Below are 24,519 nucleotides of genomic sequence, written 5' to 3'. Positions count from 1 at the left end.
CCATCGATTCGAGCATCGCCCTCGACCGCACCCGGTTCTTCATCGACGGCACCTGGACCGAGCCGAAGGGCACCGAAACCCACCTCGCGCTGGAAGCCGCCACCGAGAAACCGCTCGGCCGCGCCGCACTGGGTTCCGCCGCTGACATCGACGCCGCCGTCCGGGCCGCCCGCCGCGCGCTGGACGAGGGTCCGTGGGGCCGGACCACCGCTGCGGAACGCGCGGCGACGATGCGCCGGTTCGCCGCGGCTTTGGCGGCCCGCTCCGCCGACACCGCCACGCTCGTCAGCCGGGAGAACGGCATGCCGATCGGGCTGTCGAACGCCTTCAACGGGGACGCGCCGGCCGGGCTGCTGAACATGTATGCCGACCAGATCGAGGCGACGCAGCTGGAGGAAATCCGGCCGAGCGCGTCCGGATCGACGGTCGTGCGGCGCGCGCCCGTAGGCGTGGTCGCTGCGATCACGCCGTGGAACTACCCGCAGGTGCTCGCGATGATGAAGATCGCGCCGGCGCTCGCCGCGGGCTGCACCGTGGTGCTCAAGCCGTCGCCGGAAACCGCGCTCGACGGGTACGTTTTCGCCGACGCCGCCGCGGAAGCCGGGCTGCCGCCGGGCGTGCTCAACATCGTGGTCGCCGGTCGCGAAGCCGGTGCGTCGCTGGTGTCCCACCCGCTGGTGGACAAGGTCGCGTTCACCGGATCCACCGCCGCGGGACGGACCATCGGCGCGGAATGCGGGCGGCTGATCCGCCGGTGCACGCTGGAACTGGGCGGGAAGTCGGCGGCCATCGTGCTGGACGACGCGGACCTCGACACCTTCGTCGCCGGTCTCGACAACGCCTGCTTCCAGAACAACGGCCAGACCTGCACCGTCCAGTCCCGGATTCTCGCCCCGCGCTCGCGCTACGCCGAGGTGGTCGACGCGGTCGCGCAGTACGCGCGCGAAATGGTGCTGGGCGATCCGCTCGACCCGGCCGTCACGTGCGGTCCGATGGCCAGCAAGGCACAGCTCGACCGGGTTCTCGGCTACCTCGAACTGGGCCGCGCCTCCGCCGCCCGGCTGGTGGCGGGCGGCGGCCGTCCCGCCGCGCTGTCCCGCGGCTGGTTCGTGGAGCCGACGGTGTTCGCCGACGTGGACAACCGCGAACGGATCGCGCAGGAGGAGATCTTCGGCCCGGTCGTCACCATCACCCCCTACGAGGACGAGGACGACGCGGTCCGCCTCGCCAACGACAGCGAATACGGGCTCGGCGGCTCGGTCTGGACCGCCGACGAAGACCGCGGCCTCGCCCTCGCCCGCCGCGTGCGGACCGGGACCATCGGCCTCAACTACTACCTCCAGGACCTCGGCGCGCCGTTCGGCGGGATGAAGGGCAGCGGCGTCGGCCGCGAACTCGGGCCCGAGGCGCTCGACAGCTACCTGGAATTCCAGTCCGTCTACGCCAGCGCCGCCCAGCTCTGACCCAGCGCCGCCCCGGGGCCGCACCGTGCGGCCCCGGGGACCGACCGCGGAGGAGAAGACCCGTGCCCCCTGTTCGCCGCCTGCGCACTGTCGCGCTCGCCCTCGCGCTTGTCCTGCCCCTTACTGCTGTCCCGGACGCTGCCGCCGCCACCCGCTACCGGGTCCAGCGGCTGGTCAGCGGCACCACGCTGCACTCGCCGAACGGCATCGCCCTCGCCCCGAACGGCGACCTGCTCACCGCCAGCCTCGCCAGCGAAACTATTTCCGCGGTGGACCCGCGCACCGGACGGAACCACACCCTCGTCGGCCCGCGCGACGGCCGTTCCGACGACCTCGCGGTGGCCCCCTCCGGCGAAATCCTGTGGACCGACCCGGTCGGCGGCGTGGTGAAAGGCCGCGCGCCGGACGGCCGGATCCGCACCGTCGCCCGCGACCTGCCCGGCGTCAACTCCATCGCGTTCGACCGGTCCGGCAAGCACCTGTACGTCGGGCAGCTGACCTTCGCCGACGCGCTCTGGGAGATCGACCTGGCCGGTCAGGCCGCGCCCCGCCTCGTCGTGCGCGATCCGGGCGGGCTGAACGCGTTCGCCTTCGGCCCGGACGGCATGATCTACGCGCCGCGGTCGAAGTACGGGGAAGTAGCCCGGGTCGATCCGCGAACCGGAGCGATTTCGGTGCTGGCCCAAGGATTCCGGCAGCCGGTGTCCGTCCGCTTCGATCCGCGGAACCGCCTCTACGCGCTCGACGGCGCGACCGGTCAGCTGGCCCGGATCGACCCGGACGGCACCAAATACACCGTGGCGATGCTGCCCGCCGCGGACGACAACATGATCATCGACTCCCGTGGGGACGCTTATGTCAGCAACATGGCCGACAGTTCCGTCTCCCGAGTGGACCTGAACACCGGCGCTGTCACGGTCATTACGTCCAGCCGACTGGCGTTCCCCGCGGATCTCGCATCCGACGGGCGGATGCTCTATATCGCGGACGCGACCGCGCTGCGCACCGTGGACCCGCGCACCGGTGCGGTCGGCGAAATCCAGCGTCGGCTGTCGTCCTCGCTGGAGTTTCCGTCCGGGATCAGCGTCACCGCGGGGCATTTCGTGCTCACCTCGGAGCTGATCGGGTCCGTCCAGGTGGTGGACCGCCGCACGGGGAAGGTTGTCCGAGAAGTGCACGGTCTCGACAATCCCGCGGATGCCGTCGAACTGTCCGACGGCAGCCTGGTGATTTCCGAACCCGCGAAGGGCAGGCTGCTGCGCGTCGTCGGCGAGGAAATCCGTCCGCTGGTCGAAAACCTCGGCGCACCAACGGGTCTTGCCGTCACGAAGCGCGCGACAGTTCTGGTCGCGGATGCTCGCGGCCGTCTCCTCGAGGTCGAACCCGCCTCCGGAAAGGTCGTCGAACGAGCTGCCGGACTCGGCGGACTGCGGGCCGTCACGGTCCGGCCGGACGGAACGGCTGTCGTCCTCGACGCCACCGGTCACCGCGTGCTTTCGGTGAACCGGCAAGGAAAAACCGAGGTGCTGGCGACCGGACTCGACGTCGGCTACCTGGACGTCCCGTACGCCCGCTCCGGCGGTCTCGCGCTCGGCTCCGACGGGACTGTCTACGTCGCTGCGGACCGGCACAACGCCGTCGACGCGATCCGGAAGACCCGCGGATGACCGCACGGGAGTTCCGGTTCGGAGTCAACCTGCTCACGCCGTCCTCGCGCGCGGAATGGCAGGCGCGGTGCCGTGAAGCCGAAGACCTCGGCTACGACGTCATCGCGGTCGCCGACCACCTGGGCATGCCAGCGCCGTTGCCCGCGCTTGTTTCGGCGGCCGAAGCCACCACCCGGCCGCAGCTCGCGGTGTTCGTGCTCAACTCCGGGTTCTACAACGCGGTGCTGCTGGCCCGCGACCTCGCCGGAACGGACGCGCTGCTCGACGGACGCCTCGAGGTCGCGCTCGGAACCGGCTACGTCAAAGCGGAATTCGACCGTGCCGGGATTCCGTGGCGCAGCGCGTCCGAACGGGTCGACCACCTCGAGCGCACCGTGCTGGAGGTGGGGCGGCTTCTCGCCGACCCGGACCACCGCCCGAGCCCGGTCCGGCGGCCGCCGTTGTGCGTAGCGGGCAACGGCGACCGGGTCCTGCGGATCGCCGCTGAACATGCCGACATCGTCGCGTTCAGCGGGGCCGCACCCGGGCAACGCCCCGGCATGCTCCGGTTCCTCGGCGCGGACGCGCTCGCCGCTCGCGTGGACCACGTGCGGCAAACGGCCCCGCACCGCTTCGACGACCTCGAACTCAACCTGCTCATCCACGCCGTCACCCTCGACGGCGACCGCCAGTCCGCAGTCGACCGGCTGCCCCGGTTCGAGGCGCAACCGATCGATTTGGCGCAGGTGCCCACTGTCCTTTCCGGACCTCCGGCGGAGATCGCGGAAACCCTTCACCAGCACCGGAAGACGTTCGGCTTCAGCTACGTCACGGTGCCCGAACCGGCGATGCGCGATTTCGCTCGCGTCATCGCCGCGATGAGGAGCTGACCCCTGATGGCTCGTTTGGCCCGGACCGCGGGTTTGTCCGATGTGCAGCAGGAGATTCTGTCCACGGTGCGCTCGTTCGTGGACAAGGAGATCATCCCGCACGCGCAGGCGCTGGAGCACGCGGACGAGTATCCGGCGGAGATCGTCGAGGGCATGAAGGAGATGGGCCTGTTCGGGCTCACCATCCCGGAGGAGTACGGCGGCCTGGGCGAGTCGCTGCTGACCTACGCGCTGGTGGTCGAGGAGATCGCGCGCGGCTGGATGAGCGTGTCCGGGGTGATCAACACGCACTTCATCGTGGCGCACATGATCAAGCAGCACGGGACGCCGGAGCAGAAGCAGCATTTCCTGCCCCGGATGGCGACCGGCGAGGTCCGCGGCAGCTTCTCGATGTCGGAGCCGGACCTCGGGTCGGACGTGGCGGCGATCAAGACCCGCGCTAAGCGCGACGGTGACGACTACGTGATCGACGGCGCGAAGATGTGGCTGACCAACGGCGGCTCCTCCAACCTGATCGCCTTGTTGGTGAAGACGGACGAGGGCGCGGAGAAGGCGCATCAGAACCTGACGACGTTCCTGGTCGAGAAGCCCTCCGGGTTCGGCGAGGTGCTTCCCGGGCTGACGATCCCGGGCAAGATCGACAAGATGGGCTACAAGGGCGTCGACACCACCGAAGCGGTGTTCGACGGCTTCACGATCGGCGCGGACAAGGTGTTGGGGGAGGCTCCGGGCAAGGGCTTCTCGTACATGATGGACGGCGTCGAGGTCGGCCGGGTGAACGTGGCCGCGCGGGCCTGCGGGATCGCGATCCGGTCGTTCGAGCTGGCGATCGCGTACGCGCAGCAGCGGTCGACGTTCGGCAAGCCGATCGCGCAGCACCAGGCGATCGCGTTCAAGCTCGCCGAGATGGCGACGAAGGTCGAGGCCGCGCACCTGATGATGGTGAACGCGGCCCGGTTGAAGGATTCCGGCGCCCGCAACGACGTCGAGGCCGGGATGGCGAAACTGATCGCCAGCGAGTACTGCGCCGAGGTCACCCAGGAAGCGTTCCGGATCCACGGCGGGTACGGCTACTCGAAGGAATACGAGATCGAGCGCCTGATGCGCGAGGCCCCGTTCCTGCTGATCGGCGAGGGCACCAGCGAAATCCAGAAAACCATCATCAGCCGCGGCCTCCTCCGCGAATATCAGGCCTGACGCGGGGCAAGCACCACGACCGGAATCTCGCGTTCCGTCCAGTCCTGGTACTTCGCGAAATCCGCGTACAGCTCGACCAGCCGCGGCCAGAGTTCGCGTCGTTCGTCCGGCGACGCGACTCTCGCCGCGACCGGGACGTCGCGGCGACCCTTGAGATGCACGCGGGTTTCCGGTTCCGCGCGCAGATTGAAGTACCACTGCGGATGTTTCGGCAGCCCGCCCTGGGAGGCGACGACGACCAGGTCGTCGCCGGAACGCAGGTACAGCAGCGGCGTGGTGAACAGCCGCCCGGACTTGCGGCCTCGGTGGTCCAGCAGCAGCGTCGGCACGGGCTTGCGAAAACCCGCGCCGACGCGCCAGTTGTGGCCGATCCGGCCGTTGGTCAGGGTGAAGACTTTGACCTGGATCCGGGACATGTACTTCATGAGCGCCGCTGTCACCGGCGAGTCCAGGCCTTTCGGCGCCTGTGCGGGAAGGGAAAAGCGGCCCATCGTGACCTCCTGGCGGGCGAACGCGTCAGCGGGCGGTCGATCCGGCGAGCGGCATCGGGTCGAGCCCGAGCTTGCGGTGGTCCCAGGACCGGACCCGCTCCACGTCGACGCGGATCGCGACCCGTTTGCGGAGCATGAATTCCACCATCGGCTTCACCTCGTCGGTGTACTCGCCGTGGTACCGCTCCCACACGTTGACCCCGACCGCCCAAAGCGCGTCCGGATCGTCGACGACCTCGGCGCGCCCTTCGAGCGAGACGCCGCGCAGGACGTCGTAGGTCAGGCCGTCCTCGATCAGCACGGTGACGCGCGGGTCGCGGCGGAGGTTTACTGCCTTCTGCGCCTTGGCTTTCGTCTCGAACCACAGCACGCCGTCGATGACCGCGTACCACATCGCGACCGCGTGCGGATGCCCGTCGGGGCCGAGCGACACCAGCGTCGCGGTCCGCTGGGAGGCGAGGTAGGCCGACACCTCCTCGGGGCTCATCTCGATCTGCGCTCGCTGGTTGGTTCCCATCGGTTCCTCACTTCCTGCGGCGGGCCCCGGGCGGGCCGGCGAGTATCGAGGTGACGACGTCGACGAGGTCGTCGACGATCTGGCCGGTGGTCCAGTCCGCCGCGTCCGGCCCGTGCAGGCGGCGGGTGCGGCCGACGTCGCCGAGGACGTTCAGCGTCACGGTCATCGCCTGGGACAGCCGGAAATCGAGCGTCCGGCGGGGGACTCCGGGGCACAGCCGGTCCAGCTGTGCGACGAACGCGGCGTTGCGCTCGAAGAACGACTCGGCGACCGCGTCCAGCCCGTCGCCGCCGGTCGCCAGCAGCCGGCCGACCAGCCGGATCCAGCATTCGCCGCCCGATTCGAGCACCGCGACCACCGGCTGCACGAACGCGCGCGCCAATTCCCGTGCGGTGGCGTCTTTTCCGGGGGATTCCCGCAGCACCGCGTTCCGCTCGCCGGTCACCTGGTCGAGCCGGCTGCGCAGGACCGCGTCGAGCAGGCCTTCCTGGGAACCGAAGTGGTAGTGGATCGCCGCGACGTTCGTCCGCGCCTCCTGCATCACGGTCCGCAGCGACACCGCGCCGACGCCGTGCTCGGCGAAAAGCCGTTCCGCGGCGGCGATCAGGCGCTGCTCGGTCGCCTCCCCGCGAGCGGGGCTCCGCGCGGCTTCGCTGCCCATGCCGCGGACTCTATCAGCCGTTTCAATCACGTGATAGAGGCTGCGGCGACGGTCAGAGCCGGTCGTACAGCCCGGCCAGCCGGGTGAGCACCGTGCCCGCGGCGTCGATCGCCTGCTCGTCGAGGTCTTCGGTCAGCTCGCGCAATCCGGCGGCGAGGACCTGCTCGCGCTCCTCGTGCCGGCGGCGGCCCGCGTCGGTCAACGCGACGATCGACGTGCGGCGGTCCCCGGAGGCGGCCCGTTCGCGCGTGACGTAACCGGCGTTGGCCAGGCCGTTGACCAGCTGGGTGACCGCCGCCCCCGTCGTTTCGACGTGCCCGGCGAGCTGGTTGACCGTCATCGGCCCGTGTTCGGCCAGGCTCTTGAGCGCGCGGGCGTGCGCGAGCGAAAGGGCTTCGGCGCTGCGGGTCGCGCGGCCGCGCAGCCGGGAATCGGCCGCGCTGAGCCGGTAGGCGGCTCGTGCCAGCCGGGTGATCGCCTCGTCGCCCATCGGGTCTTCTCTCCTGTGGTGCCCGCCGCATTCCTTGCCGCGCGGAGTCTAGCCGTGGCACATTAGCTAAGTACTTAGTTATTTGAGGAGGCGGGCATGACGACACGTTCGGCCGGGCAGAGCTGGGCCCTGGACATCGCGCTGGCGCAGGGCGGCTTCGACGCGCTGCACCCGGAAGGCAAGGGCACGCTCGAACAGCTCGGGCACGATCACGCCGACTTCGACAAGGTGTTCGCGATGGTCCGCGCCGGAGCGATGCTGCCGAAGGCGTGGGCCGTCGTCGCGGGACAGGCGGAGGAGCGGGCCGCGCACCACGAGCGGCTGGGCTACCGCCGGACGGCGTCGGACCTGTACCTGCGGGCGGCGGTGATGTACGGCCGTGCGCAGTACTCGATCTTCGACTCCGCCGACGGACGCAAGGCGAAGTTCCGCGAACGCTGCGATTCGTGCGTGGCGCGGCTGGGAGAGCTTCGGGGCAACACGGTCCGCCGGGTCGAACTGGACTTCGAGGGCGGCAAGATCTTCGCTCTCCTGCACCTGCCGGCACAGCCGGTTTCCGGTGCCCCGGCGGTGATTCTCGGCCCCGGCATGGACATGATCAAGGAGGACTACATCTTCGCGGCCGAGCGCTACTACACCTCGCGCGGAGTCGTGGCGTTGTCCATCGAAGGACCGGGGCAGGGGGAGACGCGGGCGCGCGGGCTGACCGTGACCCTGGACAACTACGAGCGCGCCCTCGAAACCTATGCCGCGTACCTCGCCGGTCTGTCCGAAGTGGACGAAAACCGGATCGGCATGTTCGGCATCAGCATGAGCGGGTACTGGGCCCTGCGCGCCGCGGCGATGTCCGGCACCCGCCTGCGCGCGGTCGCCGCGTTCGAGGCGGTGTCCGGCGATTTCGAGACGATTTTCGAGCGGGCGCAGCCGAGTTTCAAGAACAACTACCTGTATATGGCGGGCTACACCGACGAAGCGGCGTTCGACCGCGACCTGAAGGAGAAGATGCCGCTCGGCGACCTCGTGACCAGTATTCGTTGCCCGGTGCTGCTCGGCATCGGCGAATTCGACGAGCTGACGCCGGTGGAAAGCGCGCTCGAGACCTACGAAAAGATCCGTGCGCCCAAGGAAATGCGGGTTTACGAGGACGAATTCCACCCGCTGGGCGGCACGGCAGCGGAGGTCTTCGCCTTCGGCGCGGAGTGGCTGACGCGCGGTCTCGACGGGGAGTTCGACACGCCCGGGCGGGACGAGCGGTTCTTCGTCCACCGCGACGGCCGCACGACCGAGGGAACGGCGGACCCGCGTTGGTGGCTCGGCGCGACTCCGGCCGGTTTGGCGAAGGCCCGGAGCTGAGCGGTTCGAGCGCTGGGGTCAGCGCTCGAACCGGACTCTTTCATGGAGTGAGGACGGTCTTGCCGACGAGCCGTCCCGGGCTGCTTCTTCGTGCACTGTCGGGAGATCGGCGAGCGGCCGCCGGTCGGTGACGGTGATCTGCAACGTCCCGGCGTCGATGCGCTCGGGCGGGACGAGCGGTTCTTCGTCCACCGCGACGGCCGTACGACCGAGGGAACCGCGGACCCGCGTTGGTGGCTCGGCGCGACTCCGGCCGGTTTGGCGCAGGCTCGAACCGGGGCTTTCAGGGAATGAGGACGGTCTTGCCGATGAGCCGTCCCGAGGCTGCTTCTTCGTGCACTGCGGGGAGATCGGCGAGCGGCCGCCGGTCGGCGACGGTGATCCGCAACGTCCCCGCGTCGACGCGCTCGACGAGTTCGGCCAGTTGCTCGGCGTTGCTGGCGACGAACACCCGCGCCGTCCGGATGCCGCGTCCGGGATTCTCCGGCGGGGGAGTGGTGGTGCTGACCAGCGCTCCGCCGTCGGCGACCAGGCCGGCGAGCGCTGCGGCCTCCTCCGGAGTGGTGGGCACGAGGTTGAGCACGACGTCGAACGGCGCTCCGTCGCCGGCGTCGGAAGCGAAGTCGAGGTGCCCGATGATCCGGTCGGCTCCGTATTCGCGGAGGCGTTCCGCGGTGCGCGGGCTCGAGGTCGCGGTCACCGTCGCGCCTGCCTGATGGGCGAGTTGAACGGCGAAGCCGCCGACCGCCCCGCCTGCGCCGTTGATCAGGATCGTCTGGCCCGCTTGCAGGCGAGCGTCGTCGAAGAGCGCCTGCCACGCAGTCAATCCGCCGACCGGCAGCGCGGCGGCGTCGGGCAGCTCGACCGTCTTCGGAGCGGCCGCCAGCGCGTCAGCGGGAACGACGGCGAACTCGGCGGCCGCACCGTCGGCGTTCATCGGCAGGAAGGCCACGACCGGGTCGCCGACCTGGCGTCCGTCGACCCGGGGACCGAGCTCGGCGATCGTCCCGGCGACCTCGATGCCCGGCACGTGCGGGAAGGTCAAGGGAAACACCTCCTGCAGGCCGCCCGCCCGGATCCCGAGGTCGACGGGGTTGAACGAGGTGGCGGCGACCTGGACGAGCACCTGCCCCTCGCCGGGCGTCGGCCGCTCGGCCTCTTCGAGCGCCAGGACTTCGCTTCCGCCGTAGCGGTGGTAGCGCACTGCCTTCATGACATCCTCCGTAATGTGTTTCGAAGTCGAAGCACCTCTGAGTATGCTTCGATATCGAAGCAAAGTCGCGGAGACGTGAGGACGGCCACAATGATTCGACTTCGAAGCATCTAGACTGGCGGCATGGCGGACGCGCTGGAGCCCAAGCAGCTCAACACCTATTTCGCACTCATGGAGGCGGTGAGCCTGCTGCAGCACGCCGTCAGCCAGCAACTGCGGGCCGAGGGCGACCTCAGCTACGTGCAGTTCGAACTCCTCGCCCGGCTCGCCGACTCCGCCGGACCGCTCACGATGACGGAACTGGCCGACGGCGTCGTGTACAGCCGCAGCGGCCTGACTCACCAGGCGGGCCTGCTCGAAAAGGCGGGCCTGGTCACCCGCGGCCCCAGTGCGGACGACCAGCGGGCCACCGTCGTCGGCATCACCGACGCCGGGCGGGAGCTGGTCGCGAAGGTGCTTCCCGGGCACATCGACGCCGTCCGCCGGTTGCTGTTCGCTCCACTGTCCACTTCGGACCTGGACGCGCTGGGCGGCATCATGACCCGCGTCCGCGACCACATGCGCGCCGAGCCGCCCCGGTCGGTCTCGACGCGGAGGAGCTCGAAGGGGAGCGGCGTCCTCTAACGCGCATTGTCGTTGTTCTTAGACTGGCGGCGTGGAAGACATCGAGGCGATCGCCGTCCTGCAGGACCCGGTCCGGCGGCGGCTGTACGACTACGTGGTCTCCCAGGACCACGACGTGAGCCGGAACGAGGCGGCCGAGGGGGCCGGGATCCAGCGCACGCTCGCCGCTTTCCACCTCGACAAACTCGTGGACGCCGGGCTGCTGGAGACGGAAAGCAAGCGGCTGAGCGGACGTTCGGGCCCGGGCGCCGGTCGCCCGGCGAAGCTCTACCGCCGGTCCGGAGCCGAACGCCAGTTCTCCGTCCCGGCGCGCGACTACCGCACCGCCGCCGACCTGCTGGCCGAGGTCGCCGAAGTCGCCCGTCTCGACACCGAACTTCAAGCCGCCGCCCGCCGCGAGGGCCGCGCCGCCGCTTGTCCGGTCGAAGACCTCGCCGCCGCGAAGGAACTGCTGGCCGCCCGCGGGTACGAACCGCGTGAGGACGGCGACGTCCTGCGCCTCGTCAACTGCCCGTTCCACGTCCTCTCGCAACGGCATCCGGGGCTGGTGTGCGGCATGAACCTGGCGCTGCTGGAAGGACTGCTCGACGACGCCGAAGGCCTGCGCGCCCGGATGGATCCGCGCCCCGGGCTGTGCTGCGTCGTTGTCGAGCCTTCTAAAAATAATGAGAGTTGACATAGAACGTCCGGCGATGGTGAGGTGAACGAGTGACGGAACATCACCTCGCCCAGCTCAACGTGGGCATCCTCAGACATCCCCTCGAAGACCCTCGGATGCACGGCTTCACGTCGATGCTCGACACGCTGAACGAGGTCGCCGACAACGCGCCCGGCTTCGTGTGGCGTCTGGTCGAGGACGGCGGCAACGACGCGACCTCGCTGCGGACCTCGCTCGGCGACGACGTCCTGGTGAACATGTCGGTCTGGGAGAGCCGCGACGCGCTGTGGGACTACGTCTACCGCAGCGGCCATCTGGACATGCTGCGCCGCCGGTCGGAGTGGTTCGAACTGCCGAAGGCGCCGTTCCAGGTGTTGTGGTGGGTGCCCGCCGGGCAGGTCCCGACGGTCGAGGAGGCCGTCGAGCGGCTGGAACTGCTGCGGGAGAAGGGACCCTCGCCGAGCGCGTTCGGTTTCCGGGACAGCTATCTGCCCGAAGGCGCCGCCTCCGCGCCGTGACGGTTTCCGCGACACGTCCGGTGGGTCGCCGGGACCGGCCCGCGGGATGGCTAGGGTGTCCGGCGTGGCGAACATGTCCCGTTGGTCGGATGAGAATGGCGGCTTGGACTTCGGTCTGCTGGTGCTGCGGCTGATGCTGTCGGTCGCGATGGGGGCGCACGGGCTCACGCAGGTCTTCGGCCTGTTCGGCGGTGCGGGCATGGCACATTTCGAGAACGTGTTGCGCGGCTACGGGTTCAGCCACAACATCGAATTCCTGACCTGGCTGACCGGCATCACCGAAGTCGCCGGCGCGGTCCTGCTGGCGCTGGGCCTGCTGACCCCGCTCGCCGCGGCAGGCCTGCTGGGCGTCGCGATCAGCGCGGTCCGGGTGAAGTGGTCAGGCGGCCTGTTCGGCACCAGCGGCCCGGGATTCGAACTGGAACTGACCCTCGCGGCGATGGCGTTGGCATTGCTGCTGACCGGCCCGGGGTGGTACGCCCTGGACCGGCACACGGCATGGCGGCAGAAACCCCTAGGCTTCGCGGTGGGCGGACTGTTCTTGTCGGTATGCGCGGCGATCGGGGCGGGTTCGCTGTTCTGATCGTCGACGGCGGCAGGCCAGGTCTGGAAAGCTGATCTCGTGTTTGCGCGCAAAGACGACGGCAGTGAGCTGAACGCGGAGTTCTCCGTGGTTTCCGACGGCGAGCGGTTGAGCCTGGTCATGGAGAGTGCAGGCGGCCGGAGCGCCGGGCCGCAGCCGCGCAACAATCAGTACAACGAGGCCTTGACGTTGTTGCTCCGCCGCCTTCGGGACCGGCAAGCGGTCGTGGTCTCCGGCGTGGTGGCGTCGTCGCAGGCCACCCGCCTGCCGGAGGAAGAGCGCAGCATCGTCCCGGTTCCGATCCATTTGGCTGAAGAGCGCGACATCGGGCAGGTGCGGCGGCAGATCACCCGGGCGTCCGGGAGGGTCGGCCTGAAAAACGGCGCAGCGAAAGAGGGCAACAACCAGAAGCGGATCGAGCTGCGGCTGGAGGTTCCGGGTTGCGGGCCGGGCGACGCGGCGCAGCTCGAGGCGGATCTCGCCGCACCCTCGGCGAGCGAGGCCCTGGTGGGCGACCTGCTCCGCAGCCTCAAGGGCGAGACGATCCGGACGGTCACCGGCAAGGAGAACCGGATCATCGATGTCGAGGACGGCTCGGTGCTGGTGGGCACCGACCGGTCCCCGGGCGGGCAGGCCGTCCCGCTCGTCGACATCCAGTACGGGCTGGACGTGCTCACCGCGCGCGGCAAGATCCAGGTTTCCGTGGAAGAACTCGGTCACCGGAGCGCTTTCGTCGGGGCAGTCCTTGCCACTCTGCCGCATGTCACGACCACCACCTCCCCGGCAACGGTGACGTTGCACAGCTCTGCCGCCGAACCCGACGCGACGGACGTCCATTACGGCGAGCTGGACGTGCGGGCGCAGGTCAAAGTCCGGACCGAGCAGCGCAAGCTCCGCCGGTTGCTCGCCAACGGACGCACCACCGCGCCGTGTGCGTTGTGCGGGGATGAGTTCCCGGTGGACTTCCTAGTCGCCGCGCACGTGAAGAAGCGCGCAGCCTGCACCGACGACGAACGGCGGAATCTCCGCGACATCGCCATGCTCGCCTGCAGCTTCGGCTGCGACATCCTCTACGAGGCGGGTTGGGTGACGGTCGACGGAACCGGCTGCATCCGGACCGTCGAACTCGGCAAACTTCCCGCCGGGAGCCTGAAACTGCGCATGCAGCACCTGGCCGGTCGTCGCTGCGGGGCGCACCGGGAAGCTTCCGAGCCGTACTTCGCCTGGCACCGCACCACCACATTCCTGGGCAAGCTGGCTGACTGAGCCGACGCGGCACCGGATCCCGCTCGACGCATGGCGTTCCCGCCGCCCCGGTGCTATCTTCCTCCTAACCGCTTGCAAACCGCAATCACTCGGGAGGTCCGCCATGCCGGACACCACCTGTCACATGTCGATGTCGCTGGACGGGTTCGTCGCCGGGCCGGCGCAGAGCCGGGAGGACCCGCTCGGCAAGCGGGGGGTGGAGTTGCACGGCTGGCACATCGGCGACCCCCGCGCCACCGACGCCGACAAGACCGCCAGCGAGTGGCTGATGCGGCCCAGGGGTGCGTATGTGATGGGGCGGAACATGTTCGGTCCCGTCCGCGGCGACTGGGACGAGGACTGGTCCGGCTGGTGGGGCGCCGAACCGCCGTATCACGCGCCGGTGTTCGTGTTGACTCATCATCACCACGAGCCGATCGAGATGGAGGGCGGGACGACGTTCTACTTCGTCACCGACGGGTTCGACGCCGCCTACGCAGCGGCGTGTGAAGCCGCTGGGGACAGGGGCGTCGACATCGCCGGCGGGGCGTCGACGGTTCGGCAGGCGCTGATCGCCGGGGTGATCGACGAGTTCACGCTCGACATCGCGCCCGTGCTGCTCGGGTCGGGCGAGAGCATGTTCGACGGGGTGGAATCCTTCGGTTTCGAGCCCGTCGAGGTGCTGCATTCGCCGCTCACCACCCACATCCGCTATCGCCGCGCCAGCTCGTAGGGACCTCCAGTGTTGCGGCGAGCAGGCTCCGCGTGTACGGATGCGACGGCGCGGCGAGTACCTGGTCAGTCCGTCCTGACTCGACGGCCCGGCCTTCGCTGAGCACGACGACCTCGTCCGAAATGCTGCGCACGACCGCGAGATTATGCGTCACGAAGATCATCGAGGGTCCGTCGTTCATCAATGAGCGCAGCAATTCCACCACGGACGCTTGCACGGAAACGTCCAAAGCGGACGTCACCTCGTCGCAGATGATCAGTTTCGGCTCGCATACCAGCGCCCGGGCGATCGCGACTCGCTGGCGTTGTCCGCCGGACAGTTCCGCCGGGTAGCGGCCGCCCAGCCGGGCGGGGATCTCGACGCGGTCGAGTGCGGCGCGGGCCCGGCGGCGGCCTTCGCGGGCGGTTACGCCGAAATAGTGCCGCAGGGGGACCAGCAGACCGTCCTCGACCGTCCGATGTGGACTCAACGAGCCATAGGGGTTCTGGAAAACGTACTGCAGTTCGCGCCGGGTACGGGAATCTCGCCGGGCGGCGGCGGGCGGGACTGGCTTGCCTTCGAAGATCACCGAACCTTGCTGCTCGGTGTGCAGTCCGGCCAGGCACCGCGACATGGTGGTCTTGCCGCTGCCGGATTCGCCGACGACCGCGAGGCATTGGCCGGGCCGCAGGTCGAAGGAGACGTCGAAGACGACCTGTCGTCCGCGGTAGCTGGCGTTCAGGCCGGAGACCGATAACAGCGCCGCTTGGTCCGCGGCAGGTGGGTCCGGCTCGGGTGCGCGCGGCACGCTTCGCGCAGTCTGAGCTACTTCGTCCGCGCGGATGCACCGTGCGAGAGTGCCCGAAGCCGAGCGAGTCAGCGCCGGATGTGTTGTGCCGCAAGCGGTCGTGGCGTGATCGCAGCGTGGTGCGAAGACGCACCCGGCACGAGGATCGTCGATACCGGGCGCTCGGCCGCGGATGGGGACCAGCCGCTGCCGGTGGGTTGCGGAGGGGACGGCCGCCAGCAGAGCCCGCGTGTAGGGGTGCGCGGCGCGGGTCAGGACCTCGCGGGCGGGGCCGTGTTCGACGACCTCGCCGCCGTACATCACCATCACCTGGTCGGCGACGTCGGAGACCACCGCGAGATCGTGCGACACGTAGATCGCCGCCAGGTCGCGGGTCCGGCACAGGTCCCGGACCAGGCCGAGCACGCGGGATTGGGTGGCGACGTCGAGTCCGGTCGTCGGTTCGTCGAGCACGATCAGCCGCGGCCCGGCGGCGACGGCCATCGCGATGGCGACCCGTTGCTGCTGGCCGCCGGACAGTTGACGCGGGCGGCGGCGCAGGAACGCGTCGTCGCCGGGCAGTCCGACGGTGTCCAGCAGCTGTCGTACCTGGGGCAGCAGCTGGCCCGATCCCTCGGTCAGCTGGGTCGAGACACGCAGGGCCGGGTTCAGCGCGGTAGCCGGATCCTGGGGCACGTACGCGACTCTCCGGCCTCGCGCACGACGCAATTCCGCGGCGGGCAAGGAAAGCAGATTCACCCCGTCGACCACGACCTGTCCGCCCGTGATCTTCGCGCCGGACCTGGCGAAGCCCAGCAACGCGAGCGCGAGCGTGCTTTTTCCGGACCCTGACTCGCCGACCACGCCGAGGACCTCGCCCCGGCCGAGTTCGAAGCCGATCTCCCGGACGATGGGATTCCCGGCGGCCTCGACGGTCACCCCCGACACCACGACTTCCTTGCTCACGTCAGCTCTTTTCTTCCGTGCGGCTGACCGTCCGGGCGACGGACTCGGCGACGAGGTTGCCGCCGAGCGCCATCATCAGGATCAGCGCGATCGGCGCCAGCACGGGCAGCGGCGCGGCCGCCAGACCGTCCTGGTTCTCGCTGACCATGAGCCCCCAGTCCGGAGCGGGCGGCGCGATGCCGAAGCCGAGGTAGTTCAGCGAGGCGATCGCGGTGACCGCCCACACCAGCCGCATTCCGGTCTCCACCATCAGCGGCGACGTCACCCCGGGTAGTACCTCGCTGAGGACGATCTGCCGCCCGGGCAGTCCGTTCGCCTTGGCCCACAACACATATTCGCTGTCGAGCACCGGCAGTGCGGCACCACGCAGCACGCGCGAGACGCCGGGCGCGAACGCCACCCCGACGAGCGACGCGGTGAGCAGCGGGTGCCGGCCGAACGCAGCCACGAAAACCAGCACGAAGATGGTCTCCGGGAAACTCAGCACGACGTCCATCGTACGCATGAGGACGGTATCGGCGACCCCGTCGCGGTAGGCGGCGGTCAGGCCGATGAGTGCGCCGAGGACTACGCCGATGGCGGTGGCCAGCAGCGTCATCCAGGTGAGGGTGCCGCCTCCGGAGAGCAGGCGGCTGAGCACGTCCCGGCCGAGAAGATCCGTGCCCAGCGGGAATTCCGCGCTCGGTCCCTCCAGCGGCGGAGCGACGATGGCGGTCGGCGGCCACGGCGCGAGCAATGGGCCGAAGATGACGATAAATGCCGTAGCAGCAAGCAAACCGAGCCCCAGCCGGGCGCGTCCGGTCCGGACCGCGCGGCGCACCACCGAGACGCTCATCGGCTCCGCCCTACCGCGGCGAGGATGTCCGCGAGCAGATTGCACAGGTAGTACGTGGCCGCGAGGATGAGCACGCACGGCTGCAGGACCGGCAGATCGTGCGAGTTCACCGCGCTGACCAGCGCCGTGCCGAGCCCGGGGTAGGAGTAGACGTATTCGACCACCACGACGCCGGTGATCGTGACCGCGGCGACCAGACCGGCGGCGGGCAGGCTCGCCGCGATCGCGTTGGGCAGCGCGTGCCGGAACAGGATGCGGCGGCGGCTCAGTCCTTTGAGGACGGCCATCTGCACGTACTCGCTGTCCAGCGCGTCGATGACCGAAGCGCGGACGAGGCGGCCCAAGTACATCACCCCCATGAACGCGAGCGTGGCGACCGGCAGCACGAGTTCCGCCGGGTGCCACCACGGCAGATCGCCGGGCGGGATGTCCGAAACCCCCGGCAGCACCCCGAGCATCGAGGTGGCGAACAGCGCGATCAGGAGCATGCCCACGACGAACGGCGGCAGCGCCATGCTCAGCGACGTGACCGCGACGAACGCCTTGTCCGCGAAACTGTCGCGGCGCGCGGCGCTCAGCACTCCGGCGACCACCGAGAGCGGGAGGATCAGCAGCATCGAAATGAAGCCGAGGGTGAACGAGTTCAGGATCCGCGGTCCGAGGATTTCCGAGACCGGTTCCCGGTTCTGCAGCGACACTCCCGGGTCGCCGGTGAGCAGCCCGCCGAGCCAGCGGCCGTACTGCGTCACGAGCGGCTGGTCGAGCCCGAGCTGATGCCGCAACGCCGCGACTTGCTCGCCGGTGGCGTCCTTGCCGAGCACGATCCGGGCGACGTCGCCCGGCAACGCTTGCGTCACCAGGAAAACCAGGATCGAGACCAGCAGCAGCACGAGCACGCCGAGCACGAGCCGGCGCACGAGCCAGCGCGCGGTCATCCGACGGTCACCCCGGTCAGGAACGACAGCGGGCGGCCGTTCACGTCCGGCACCAGCCCGCGCACGGCCGGCCGGTGCGGCATCAGCACGTCGGAGAACGCGGGCGTGATGTTCGGGCCGCTCGTGTACTCGATCTCGTGCATCCGGTTCATGAGCGGGCACTGGTCTTTTTCGGGCGAGGAGAACAGCTTCCCGGCGAGCTTCACGAACGCGGGGTCGTTCCAGTTCGCGCCGTTGCCGATCCGGTCGGGCAGCAGCGAGCCGAGCACGGACGGCAGGTAGGGGACCGGGTTGTAGTCGACGTAAGCCGGCCACTTGCCCCATTTCGCCAGCAGTTCCGGCGTGGGGACCACGTTGACGCTCACCTTCACCCCGGCCTGCGCGGCGTTCTGCGCGAAGACCTGCGCCAGTTCCGACATGCCCGGCAGCAGGCCGTCAGTGGTGATCGCAAAGGCCAGATCAGTCTGCCCGGCCTCGGCCAGCAGCCGTTTCGCGGCCGCGACGTCCGGGGCGCGCTGCGTGATGTCCGGCGCGGCGCACGGGGGCGCGGTGGTCTCGTAATCGTTCGCGATCCGGGCGTAGCCGCTGAAGACGTTGGACACGATCTGCTGCCGGTCGACCAGCAGCCGCAAAGCCTGCCGCACCCGGACGTCGCTGAACGGCGGGACGGCCGTGTTGAGCCCGATCCGCAGGCTGAAGTTCCCTTTGCTGTCCAGCAACTGGATGCCGTCCCGGCCGACGAGGGACTTCGCGATCGTCGGACTCGTGTTCGAGGCGATGTCGACCCGCCCGGACAGCAACGCGTTCGCCTGAGCCTGCTGGCTTTGGTACTCGATCAGCTGGACCGCGCTGAGCTTCGGTTTCTCGCCCCAGTAACCGTCGAAGCGCTCCACTGTGGACTCGCGACCGGGCACGAACGACTTGACCGCGAACGGCCCGGTGCCGATCGGCTTCGCCGGCGCCGAACCGGTTTTGGTCATCGGCAGCAGGACGCTCGCCCAGATCTCCTTGAACGGACTGAACGGCTCGGTCAGTCCGACCCGGACGGTGAGCTTGTCCACCGCCCGGACCGAACCGGGGTCGATCATCTGGATCAGTGCCAGGCCCTGGGCGGCATGCGCGGGATCGCGCAGGTACTTGATGCTCGACACGACGTCGGCGGAGGTGAATTCGGTGCTGTCGGTGAACTTCACGCCGGGGCGCAGCGTGATCGTCCACTGTGTCCGGTCGGCGTTCGAGGCCATCCCGGTGGCGAGCCGCCATTCGGCTTTGCCCTCGGGGTCCAAGGCGGTGAGCCCCTCGAAGAGCAGGGAGGAGCGCAGCTCCTGGATCGGGCTCTGGGTGCCGACGTAGGGATTGAGGCTCTCGCCCGCGTCGGCGGAAACGGCGACGCGGAGCGTATTCGGCCCGCCCGCGGCCGCGTCGTACGGCGGGCTGCAGCCGGCGAGCAGCGCGACGGCGAGCAGGAGGGTTGGCAGGCATCGGGGTCTGCGCGACACTGGGGACCTCCAGGGAAGCCAGAAATCTAAGCGTTTAGATTTGCCGAGCGTCGCCACAGGGTACGGCCAGTTCCGACGCGAGGGAAGAGTCTACAAGTGGAGAAGCTAATCGTTTAGAGTGAGCTTCGCCGGACCGCGACGTCCGGCGGAGCAGAGGAGGAAGCAGCCCCATGACCAGCCCGTACGAGCGTCTGTTCGTGAGGAAAATGCCCAACTGTCTCGACGATCTCGTCAACGAGGGAGCCGCGGCGGGCGTCGTCGAACCGCCCAACGTCGGCGAATCGCTCGCCCTCATGCGCGCGAAGGAGGTCCCGGAGAGCAAGATCCACCTCACCTACACGTGGATCAGCGAATGCGACACCCCCGTGCAGTGGGTCAAGGAGCACCAGCACGACTACGACGAGGTCCTGATCTGGCACGGGAACAACCCGGCGGACCCGGACGACCTCGGCGCGGAGATCTACCTCGACATCGAGGGCTTCCGCCACGTGATCACGACCAGCGGTTCGGTTTACCTGCCCGCGGGCATGCGGCATTGCCCGCTCGGCTTCACCCGGGTGGACCGGCCGTTCCGGTTCAGCGCGCTGTCACTGAACGCGGAGTACGCGTCGGACGAGCACAACACCCTGGCGGTGTAGCGGACCGCCCCGCCGTGATGGCCGCGGCGGGGCGGTTATCCGGTTGCGGTGGCTTTGGCGTGCGCGGTTTCCTCGGCGGCACCGGGTTCGCAGCCGCAGGTCACGCCGGGGGCGAGGTTTCGTCCAATGCGGACGAGTCGTTTCGGCTGTCGGAGCCGACGGCCGTGTCGTCGTGCGGTAGCGGACCGCCCTGCCGCGGTGGCGTGCGGCGGGGCGGTTATCCGGTTGCGGTGGCTTTGGCGTGTGCGGTTTCCTCGGCGGCACCGGGTTCGCAGCCGCAGGTCACGCCGATGCTGAGCGTTCCGTCCAGCACGGACGAATCACCACGCCCGTCGAGCGCGTCGAAAGCCCGGACCGCGAATTCCTCCAGCGGGACGCGGACCGTCGTGAGCGGGACGTCGCCGAGGCGGGCCTCGCGGGTCCCGTCGAAGCCCACGACCGCGAGGTCTTCCGGCACGCGCAAACCCAGGCTGTGCGCGATGCGGATGGTCACCAGCGCCTGCTCGTCGGTGGTCGCGTAGACCGCGCGGATCCGGCGGCCGCTCGTCAGCACCTCGCGTACCGCGCGGCCCGCTTCGACCTTGTCGAACGACGTCCGGACCAGCCTGCCTTCGGTGGGCAGCCCGGCATCCGCCATCGCGCGCCGCCAGCCGCCCTCGCGGCCTTCCGCCGGTCCTACTGCGAATTCGCCTGCCACGCACAGAATGTCTTCGTATCCGTGGCCAAGCAGGTGTTCGGTGACGAGCCGCGCGCCGTCGAAGTCGTTGAACGCCACGCTGGGCGAGTCGTCCGGTGCCGCCCATTGCAGGTACACGCACGGAGTTTCGGTCGACAGCCGCGGCTTTTCGCCGGTGGTCACGAAAATCCCGCGCGGACGCAGTTCGGAGAACGCTTCGCCGTACTCGTCGGCGAGGCCCGGCCGGTAATCGGTGTTGCCGAGCAGGGTGAGCAGTCCCCGGCGGCGGCCCTCGGCCTCGAGGCAGCGCGACATCTCACCGAAGAAAGCGTTCGCGGTGTCCGGCACCAGCAAACCGACCAGATTGGACCGTCCGCCGCTCAACGCGCCGGCGAGCGGGTTGCGCCGGTAGCCGAGCATCCGGATGGCGTCCTCGACCTTGCGCCGCGTCTTTTCCGCCACCGGACGGGGCCCGTCGTTGAGGACGTAGCTGACCACCGCCGTAGAAGTCCCGGCCAGCCGCGCGACATCGGAGAGAACCGGCCGGCGCCCGGGACGCTCGGCGCGGGGGAATTCGCCGGTTTCCGCTGCCACGGTGCCACTCTAAAGCACCGGCGCGAGAGCCGCGTCCATCCGGCACAGTGGGAAGTGGACGGCGCGGCGGTGACCGAACTTTCCGCCGACCGCGGGCGAAGCAGGTCAGCCGCCGTACCGCGCCGGTGCCTGGAGCGGTTCGAGCACGTCGTCGACGCTGGCGTGCGACCGCGTCCGCTGGAGCCGTTTCACGCCGGCCGGCGGCCGCCCTACCCACAGCACCGCCTGGGGCGCGTGCCCGAGCGTGACGCGTTCCGCGAGCGTCTCGCGCATCCGGCGGCTGGCCCGGCTCAACCGGCCGGACGAGAGTCCGTGGACGGTGGCGGTCAGCAGCACCGAACTCAGCGCCTCTCCCGCGCGCAGCCAGGCGAGGTGATCGTCGCCGGGCGTGCTGAGCACCACCAGCGTCGCGTCGTCGCTTCGCGGTTCGGCTTCGCTTCGGGGGAGCCGGTATCCGGCAGCTGCGCGGACGAGGACGCCTTGCGGAGCGGCCAGGGATGCGCTTCGCGCATACGCCTCTTCCCGAGGCAGCTGAGCAGGAACCCGCGCGCCTTCGCCGAGCGCGGTCATGAGGTATCGGCGGACTGCGCGGTCTTCCACTGGGTGCAAGACCGCGCCTTCGCGGGCGGCGGCTTGCGAAAGCCGGTCAAGGCAATCCGACGGCACGGGTCGTCCGCCGCACGGGCGCAAGTCCTCCCGGCGGCGGGGGATCGACGTCGCCAGAGCGGCTTCCCCGGGAGCCGGTTCGCCGGGATGCGGCGTCACGACGGCCAGGTGGCCCGGTTCCAGCGGGCACGGCAGCCGGTCCACCGTGCAGGCCCAGCCGAGACCGGCGAAGGCGACCCGGAGGTGGTGGAGGGCCGCGCCGCTGGTGAGCGTCTGCCAACGCCCGGCGGAGTCGTTGGCGGCTCGCCAGCGGGCCGGGTCCGCATACAGGTGGAGGGTGCGGTACCCGGTGCGCCAGTGCCAGAACGGGGCGTCGGAGGCGCCCGGCGCGAGGAGAGCGGCGGCCACCGCCGCCTCGACGGCCGCGGGTCCGGGAACCCGCGAATTCGCCAGTGAATTCGGCCGTGGATTCGGCATTGTTGCTTCCCGCTCGGGTTGGGGGGAGTGCATCCGGTCGGTGCCAGGGTCTATGGTGCGCTCCCTCGGCGGCCCGCGATAGGGGCCGGGGTTCATCAATTCGGAGCGACCTGCGTTCGCGAAGCTCGCCGTCTTAGCGTCCGGGCGGCGGCCCGGCCCGGAGTTTGCCCGTCTCCTCCGGGGGAATCCGGCGGGAAACGAGGAGGAGACGCATGGTCGAAGTGAGCCGGACGGTGCCCGCGCCGCCGGAAGCGGTGTTCGAGGTGCTGGCGGACGGCTGGTCCTATTCCGGCTGGGTGGTGGGCAGCTGCCACATCCGCGACGTCGACGCGAGCTGGCCCCAGCCGGGCGCGCGGATTCACCACAGCGTCGGCGGATGGCCGGTCCAACTGGAGGACACCACGGTGGTGCTGGCGGTCGAACCCGGCGTTTCGCTGGAACTGGAGGCCCGGGGCGGCGCGCTCGGCACGGCGCGGATCGAGCTGTCGCTGGCTCCGGACGGCGAGGGCCAGACGATCGTGCGGATGGCCGAGCGGGTGACGAGCGGGGCGGGCGGTTTGGTCCCGGAAAGCGTGCTGGCACTGGTGCTGGGGCCGCGGAACCGCGAGTCGCTGGCGCGGTTGGCGGCGTTGGCGCTCGGGCGGTGGCGGGGGACCGGAGAGAGTCAGCCGTAGACGGCCCGGTTCGCCGCGCGGATCACCGCGGCGTACCCCGGGCCGAGCAGGTGCTCGCGGGCCAGCGCGGCGCGGGCGGCGTTCGCGCCCGGCCCGCCGTGGACCGCGCCGCCGGGGTGCGCTGCGGCACCGGCGAGGTACAGCCGGTCCACCGGCGTGTCGGCCCGGCCGAGTCCCGGCACCGGACGGAAGAACAGCTGCTGGTGGATCGCCGTCGTGCCGCCGTTGATCGCGCCGCCGACGAGGTTCGCGTCATGGCCAGCCAGGTCCGCCGGGCCCTGCACCCGGCGGGCGAGGATCAAATCCCGGAACCCCGGGGCGTTGCGCTCCACCGTCGCCTCGATGCGCTCGGCCTGTCGCCGCACTGTGTCGCGGTCGACGCCACGCGGGACGTGCGTGTATGCCCACACGGATTCGGTACCGGCGGGCGACCGCGTCGAATCCGCGGTCGTCATCTGGCCCAGCAACAGGAACGGCTGCTCCGGCACCCGGTCCCGGGCCAATTCCGCGCCGAAAGCGGACAATCCGTCCTCATCGCATCCTAAATGGACGGTTCCGGCGCCGCGGGCGTCCTTCGCGGTCCACGGGATCGGCTCGGACAACGCCCAATCGAGCTTCACCGTCGCACTGTCCCATTCGAACACCCGGAGATCCGCCAGCAACCGCGAAGGCAGCCATCGCGGTGCGACGAGCTTGCCGTACAACGTCTCCGCGGTGACGTCCGCCAGCACCGCCTTGCGAGCCCGGATCGGCTCGCCGTCCGCGCAGCGCACCCCGACCGCCTTGCCGCGCGCCACCAGCACCTCGGTCACCGGCGTTCCACAATGGACAGACCCGCCCTTGGCGCGGAGCCTGCGCACCAACGCGGCCACCAGTTCGCTCGCCCCGCCCTCCGGGACTGGGAATCCGACGTCCTGGGCCAGCATCCCCAGCAACCAGCCGAAAACCGCGCTCCCGGCGTTGTCGACGGAAAGGTCGCTGTGCGCGGCATTTCCGGAGAGCAGCAGCCGGGCGCCTTCGCCCTCGAACCGTTCGCGGGCGAATCGGCGGGCGGGCAGCGCGAGCATCCGCGCGAGCCGCAGCACCTCGGCGGTTCCGGTGCGGCGCAGGAACCGGGCACTGGCCCGCACCGGCGGGAACGGCGTGAACAGCGCGTCCAGGAATTCGTCGCGGAATCCGTGCCATTGCGAGAAAAGCTCCCGCCACGATCGGGCGTCTCCGGGAGCGAACTGCGCGATCGATTCCGCGGTGCGGTCGAGGTCGCGGGAGAGGACGGCGCAGCGGTCGTCCGGGAAAACGTGCGCGAGCGCGTCCGGCGCGTGGAGCCAGCGCAGGCCGTGCTCCGTCAGGTCGAGGCTGCGGAGCACCGGGGACGCCGCGCCGAGCGGGAAGAACGCGGCGCACAGGTCCGAGCGGAAGCCGGGGGCGGTGATCTCCTCGGTGCGCAAAGCCCCGCCCGGAACGGGCTGTTCTTCCAGGACCACGACATCCCAGCCCTTGTCGGCGAGCAGGTTCGCCGCGACGAGGCCGTTGTGCCCGGCCCCGATGACGATCGCGTCGGCGGTGTGCAC

The 24,519-nt window shown here is 69.9% G+C and carries 26 protein-coding genes; 13 read left to right on the top strand and 13 right to left on the bottom strand.

The window, feature by feature from the left end; all coding sequences use genetic code 11:
* Window positions 1–2: 2 nt before the first annotated feature.
* From EIZ44_RS18565 to EIZ44_RS18550, 4 genes are all read left to right on the top strand, one after another.
* Window positions 3–1,463, top strand: coding sequence for an aldehyde dehydrogenase (locus EIZ44_RS18565; protein WP_205673228.1), 1,461 nt, complete (start codon window positions 3–5; stop codon window positions 1,461–1,463).
* A 62-nt stretch (window positions 1,464–1,525) separates the two neighbouring features.
* Window positions 1,526–3,130: a PQQ-binding-like beta-propeller repeat protein gene (locus EIZ44_RS18560; RefSeq protein WP_134730049.1), complete on the top strand. Its 1,605-nt coding sequence runs from the start codon at window positions 1,526–1,528 to the stop codon at window positions 3,128–3,130.
* Window positions 3,127–3,999 (top strand): TIGR03621 family F420-dependent LLM class oxidoreductase, encoded by an 873-nt coding sequence (locus EIZ44_RS18555; protein WP_037812853.1) that lies wholly within the window; start codon window positions 3,127–3,129, stop codon window positions 3,997–3,999. Before EIZ44_RS18560 ends, EIZ44_RS18555 begins: the two co-directional genes overlap by 4 nt.
* Window positions 4,000–4,005: 6 nt before the next feature.
* Window positions 4,006–5,196: an acyl-CoA dehydrogenase family protein gene (locus EIZ44_RS18550; protein ID WP_134730047.1), complete on the top strand. Its 1,191-nt coding sequence runs from the start codon at window positions 4,006–4,008 to the stop codon at window positions 5,194–5,196.
* Here EIZ44_RS18550 and EIZ44_RS18545 read toward each other — a convergent pair.
* The 4 genes from EIZ44_RS18545 to EIZ44_RS18530 are packed head-to-tail and all read right to left on the bottom strand — an operon-like array spanning window position 5,187 to window position 7,355.
* On the bottom strand, window positions 5,187–5,687 hold the full coding sequence (locus EIZ44_RS18545) for a nitroreductase family deazaflavin-dependent oxidoreductase (RefSeq protein ID WP_134730045.1): 501 nt from the start codon (window positions 5,685–5,687) through the stop codon (window positions 5,187–5,189). The two genes, EIZ44_RS18550 and EIZ44_RS18545, sit on opposite strands and share 10 nt — an antisense overlap.
* 25 nt (window positions 5,688–5,712) lie before the next feature.
* On the bottom strand, window positions 5,713–6,204 hold the full coding sequence (locus EIZ44_RS18540; protein ID WP_134730043.1) for a pyridoxamine 5'-phosphate oxidase family protein: 492 nt from the start codon (window positions 6,202–6,204) through the stop codon (window positions 5,713–5,715).
* A gap of 7 nt (window positions 6,205–6,211) precedes the next feature.
* Window positions 6,212–6,865: a TetR/AcrR family transcriptional regulator gene (locus EIZ44_RS18535; RefSeq protein ID WP_134730041.1), complete on the bottom strand. Its 654-nt coding sequence runs from the start codon at window positions 6,863–6,865 to the stop codon at window positions 6,212–6,214.
* 52 nt (window positions 6,866–6,917) lie between these two features.
* Window positions 6,918–7,355 carry a MarR family winged helix-turn-helix transcriptional regulator gene (locus EIZ44_RS18530; protein ID WP_134730039.1) on the bottom strand — a complete coding sequence of 146 codons (438 nt, stop codon included), beginning with the start codon at window positions 7,353–7,355 and terminating at the stop codon, window positions 6,918–6,920.
* A gap of 96 nt (window positions 7,356–7,451) precedes the next feature.
* On the opposite strand from EIZ44_RS18530, the gene EIZ44_RS18525 reads away from it, so the two are divergent.
* A complete protein-coding gene (locus EIZ44_RS18525; protein ID WP_134730037.1) occupies window positions 7,452–8,708 on the top strand; it encodes an alpha/beta hydrolase in 1,257 nt (418 codons plus the stop codon).
* 18 nt (window positions 8,709–8,726) lie between these two features.
* On the opposite strand, the gene EIZ44_RS44745 is transcribed toward EIZ44_RS18525, so the two are convergent.
* On the bottom strand, window positions 8,727–8,900 hold the full coding sequence (locus EIZ44_RS44745) for a hypothetical protein (protein ID WP_167754190.1): 174 nt from the start codon (window positions 8,898–8,900) through the stop codon (window positions 8,727–8,729).
* A gap of 91 nt (window positions 8,901–8,991) precedes the next feature.
* Window positions 8,992–9,921 (bottom strand): NADP-dependent oxidoreductase, encoded by a 930-nt coding sequence (locus tag EIZ44_RS18520; protein WP_134730035.1) that lies wholly within the window; start codon window positions 9,919–9,921, stop codon window positions 8,992–8,994.
* 123 nt (window positions 9,922–10,044) lie between these two features.
* Here EIZ44_RS18520 and EIZ44_RS18515 point away from each other — a divergent pair, with 123 nt between their 5' ends.
* The 6 genes from EIZ44_RS18515 to EIZ44_RS18490 all read left to right on the top strand — a co-directional run bounded on the left by EIZ44_RS18515 (window position 10,045) and on the right by EIZ44_RS18490 (window position 14,282).
* Window positions 10,045–10,545: a MarR family winged helix-turn-helix transcriptional regulator gene (locus EIZ44_RS18515; protein WP_134730033.1), complete on the top strand. Its 501-nt coding sequence runs from the start codon at window positions 10,045–10,047 to the stop codon at window positions 10,543–10,545.
* 31 nt (window positions 10,546–10,576) lie between these two features.
* Window positions 10,577–11,221, top strand: a complete 645-nt coding sequence (locus tag EIZ44_RS18510) for a helix-turn-helix transcriptional regulator (protein WP_134730031.1) — start codon at window positions 10,577–10,579, stop codon at window positions 11,219–11,221.
* A gap of 32 nt (window positions 11,222–11,253) precedes the next feature.
* The gene (locus EIZ44_RS18505) at window positions 11,254–11,721 is read left to right on the top strand and encodes a DUF3291 domain-containing protein (RefSeq protein WP_134730029.1); all 468 of its coding nucleotides are present in this window, start codon (window positions 11,254–11,256) and stop codon (window positions 11,719–11,721) included.
* A gap of 103 nt (window positions 11,722–11,824) precedes the next feature.
* Entirely contained in the window at window positions 11,825–12,304 is a 480-nt protein-coding gene (locus tag EIZ44_RS18500) for a DoxX family membrane protein (RefSeq protein ID WP_200864202.1), read from the top strand.
* A gap of 39 nt (window positions 12,305–12,343) precedes the next feature.
* Complete coding sequence (locus EIZ44_RS18495) at window positions 12,344–13,570, top strand: hypothetical protein (RefSeq protein ID WP_134730027.1); 1,227 nt, start codon at window positions 12,344–12,346, stop codon at window positions 13,568–13,570.
* Between the two features lie 103 nt (window positions 13,571–13,673).
* Complete coding sequence (locus EIZ44_RS18490; RefSeq protein WP_134730025.1) at window positions 13,674–14,282, top strand: dihydrofolate reductase family protein; 609 nt, start codon at window positions 13,674–13,676, stop codon at window positions 14,280–14,282.
* Here the strand turns inward: EIZ44_RS18490 and EIZ44_RS18485 are convergent.
* The 4 genes from EIZ44_RS18485 to EIZ44_RS18470 are packed head-to-tail and all read right to left on the bottom strand — an operon-like array spanning window position 14,245 to window position 19,283.
* A complete protein-coding gene (locus EIZ44_RS18485) occupies window positions 14,245–16,014 on the bottom strand; it encodes a dipeptide ABC transporter ATP-binding protein (protein ID WP_134730023.1) in 1,770 nt (589 codons plus the stop codon). The genes EIZ44_RS18490 and EIZ44_RS18485 overlap by 38 nt on opposite strands.
* A 1-nt stretch (window position 16,015) precedes the next feature.
* On the bottom strand, window positions 16,016–16,849 hold the full coding sequence (locus tag EIZ44_RS18480) for an ABC transporter permease (RefSeq protein WP_134730021.1): 834 nt from the start codon (window positions 16,847–16,849) through the stop codon (window positions 16,016–16,018).
* A complete protein-coding gene (locus EIZ44_RS18475) occupies window positions 16,846–17,784 on the bottom strand; it encodes an ABC transporter permease (protein WP_134730019.1) in 939 nt (312 codons plus the stop codon). Before EIZ44_RS18475 ends, EIZ44_RS18480 begins: the two co-directional genes overlap by 4 nt.
* Complete coding sequence (locus EIZ44_RS18470) at window positions 17,781–19,283, bottom strand: ABC transporter substrate-binding protein (RefSeq protein ID WP_205673218.1); 1,503 nt, start codon at window positions 19,281–19,283, stop codon at window positions 17,781–17,783. Before EIZ44_RS18470 ends, EIZ44_RS18475 begins: the two co-directional genes overlap by 4 nt.
* 170 nt (window positions 19,284–19,453) lie before the next feature.
* Here EIZ44_RS18470 and EIZ44_RS18465 point away from each other — a divergent pair, with 170 nt between their 5' ends.
* A complete protein-coding gene (locus tag EIZ44_RS18465) occupies window positions 19,454–19,921 on the top strand; it encodes a hypothetical protein (protein WP_134730015.1) in 468 nt (155 codons plus the stop codon).
* 217 nt (window positions 19,922–20,138) lie between these two features.
* Here the strand turns inward: EIZ44_RS18465 and EIZ44_RS18460 are convergent, their stop codons facing one another.
* On the bottom strand, window positions 20,139–21,191 hold the full coding sequence (locus EIZ44_RS18460; RefSeq protein ID WP_134730013.1) for a LacI family DNA-binding transcriptional regulator: 1,053 nt from the start codon (window positions 21,189–21,191) through the stop codon (window positions 20,139–20,141).
* Window positions 21,192–21,296: 105 nt separating this feature from the next.
* Entirely contained in the window at window positions 21,297–22,274 is a 978-nt protein-coding gene (locus EIZ44_RS18455; protein WP_134730011.1) for a nitroreductase family protein, read from the bottom strand.
* Between the two features lie 212 nt (window positions 22,275–22,486).
* On the opposite strand from EIZ44_RS18455, the gene EIZ44_RS18450 reads away from it, so the two are divergent.
* Window positions 22,487–22,948: an SRPBCC family protein gene (locus EIZ44_RS18450; RefSeq protein ID WP_037820677.1), complete on the top strand. Its 462-nt coding sequence runs from the start codon at window positions 22,487–22,489 to the stop codon at window positions 22,946–22,948.
* Here EIZ44_RS18450 and EIZ44_RS18445 read toward each other — a convergent pair.
* Window positions 22,939–24,519: a phytoene desaturase family protein gene (locus EIZ44_RS18445; RefSeq protein ID WP_134730009.1), complete on the bottom strand. Its 1,581-nt coding sequence runs from the start codon at window positions 24,517–24,519 to the stop codon at window positions 22,939–22,941. The two genes, EIZ44_RS18450 and EIZ44_RS18445, sit on opposite strands and share 10 nt — an antisense overlap.

Source organism: Amycolatopsis nivea (assembly GCF_004522235.1).
In the GTDB taxonomy this organism is placed as follows: domain Bacteria; phylum Actinomycetota; class Actinomycetes; order Mycobacteriales; family Pseudonocardiaceae; genus Amycolatopsis; species Amycolatopsis nivea.
This window is presented reverse-complemented; position numbering and strand designations above follow the sequence as displayed.

Excerpts from the sequence above, each read along its gene's own strand:
- EIZ44_RS18520 (WP_134730035.1), bottom strand. The coding sequence starts at position 9,921 with ATGAAGGCAGTGCGCTACCACCGCTACGGCGGAAGCGAAGTCCTGGCG.
- EIZ44_RS18490 (WP_134730025.1), top strand. The coding sequence starts at position 13,674 with ATGCCGGACACCACCTGTCACATGTCGATGTCGCTGGACGGGTTCGTC.
- EIZ44_RS18525 (WP_134730037.1), top strand. The coding sequence starts at position 7,452 with ATGACGACACGTTCGGCCGGGCAGAGCTGGGCCCTGGACATCGCGCTG.
- EIZ44_RS18515 (WP_134730033.1), top strand. The coding sequence starts at position 10,045 with ATGGCGGACGCGCTGGAGCCCAAGCAGCTCAACACCTATTTCGCACTC.
- EIZ44_RS18450 (WP_037820677.1), top strand. The coding sequence starts at position 22,487 with ATGGTCGAAGTGAGCCGGACGGTGCCCGCGCCGCCGGAAGCGGTGTTC.
- EIZ44_RS18475 (WP_134730019.1), bottom strand. The coding sequence starts at position 17,784 with ATGACCGCGCGCTGGCTCGTGCGCCGGCTCGTGCTCGGCGTGCTCGTG.
- EIZ44_RS18480 (WP_134730021.1), bottom strand. The coding sequence starts at position 16,849 with ATGAGCGTCTCGGTGGTGCGCCGCGCGGTCCGGACCGGACGCGCCCGG.
- EIZ44_RS18530 (WP_134730039.1), bottom strand. The coding sequence starts at position 7,355 with ATGGGCGACGAGGCGATCACCCGGCTGGCACGAGCCGCCTACCGGCTC.
- EIZ44_RS18545 (WP_134730045.1), bottom strand. The coding sequence starts at position 5,687 with ATGGGCCGCTTTTCCCTTCCCGCACAGGCGCCGAAAGGCCTGGACTCG.
- EIZ44_RS18465 (WP_134730015.1), top strand. The coding sequence starts at position 19,454 with ATGACCAGCCCGTACGAGCGTCTGTTCGTGAGGAAAATGCCCAACTGT.
- EIZ44_RS18550 (WP_134730047.1), top strand. The coding sequence starts at position 4,006 with ATGGCTCGTTTGGCCCGGACCGCGGGTTTGTCCGATGTGCAGCAGGAG.
- EIZ44_RS18540 (WP_134730043.1), bottom strand. The coding sequence starts at position 6,204 with ATGGGAACCAACCAGCGAGCGCAGATCGAGATGAGCCCCGAGGAGGTG.
- EIZ44_RS18555 (WP_037812853.1), top strand. The coding sequence starts at position 3,127 with ATGACCGCACGGGAGTTCCGGTTCGGAGTCAACCTGCTCACGCCGTCC.
- EIZ44_RS18535 (WP_134730041.1), bottom strand. The coding sequence starts at position 6,865 with ATGGGCAGCGAAGCCGCGCGGAGCCCCGCTCGCGGGGAGGCGACCGAG.
- EIZ44_RS18455 (WP_134730011.1), bottom strand. The coding sequence starts at position 22,274 with ATGCCGAATCCACGGCCGAATTCACTGGCGAATTCGCGGGTTCCCGGA.